Consider the following 753-nt stretch of genomic DNA (forward strand, 5'->3'; position numbering starts at 1 on the left):
CGTCGACCTCGAGATAGGCCGCGAAGGGCGCGGGGTTGCGCGCCCTCAGGCGGCGATAGAACGCGAAGGCGTCGAAGCCCGGCGGCAGGGCCGCCTCGAAGCGCTGAGAAATGTTGGCCTGGTAGATGTCGCCGGCCCGGATGTAGTCCCGCACCCGCTCGACCGCCCTCGCGTAGGCGTCCGCCGTGAAGTTCGAGCGCCAGGCGAGGGCCGCGACCGGGGCGGCCCCGGGGGCCGGCTCCGGGCCGCTCAGGGCCGCCTCCAGGGCGTCGAGGTCGGACGCCGCCTTCCGCGCCCGGGCGCCCGGGTCGGTCTCGGGGAAGCCGGTGGCGATCAGCAGGCAGGTGCCGGCCCGGTGATCGAAGGCGACGACCGAGCCATAGAGCCCGAAGGCCAGGTCGTCGGTGAGGCCGGCCCGGCGCGCGGGCGGTGCCACCCGCTCCAGGCTCGCCCCGAAATCATAGGCGATGGTGCCGATCGCCCCGCCCTGGAACGGCGGCAGGTCCGGGTCCGGCTCGGAGCGATAGGGAGCGAGCACCGCCCGCAAGGCATCGAGGGGGGCACCCGGCACCGGAGCGCCGTTCCAGAAGGCCTGGCCGCCGCGCACCCGAAACGTCCCGAACGGGTCGACGGCAAGGTAGGAATGGCGCCCGAGGGTGTCGTGCCGCATCGCGCTGTCGAGGAGCGCGAGGCCGGGCCGCCTGCCGAGTCCCTTGGTGCGTCCGTTGGCGCGCAGGCGGGCCGCGGCGGCGG

The 753-nt window shown here is 75.3% G+C and carries 1 protein-coding gene; it reads right to left on the reverse strand.

Annotation, left to right across the window (positions count from 1 at the left end; translation table 11 throughout):
- Positions 1–753, reverse strand: a 753-nt coding sequence (locus VQ03_RS28335) for a chorismate-binding protein (RefSeq protein WP_048454265.1), incomplete at both ends; no start/stop codon positions are given.

The organism is Methylobacterium tarhaniae, assembly GCF_001043955.1.
Classification (GTDB): Bacteria; Pseudomonadota; Alphaproteobacteria; order Rhizobiales; family Beijerinckiaceae; genus Methylobacterium; species Methylobacterium tarhaniae.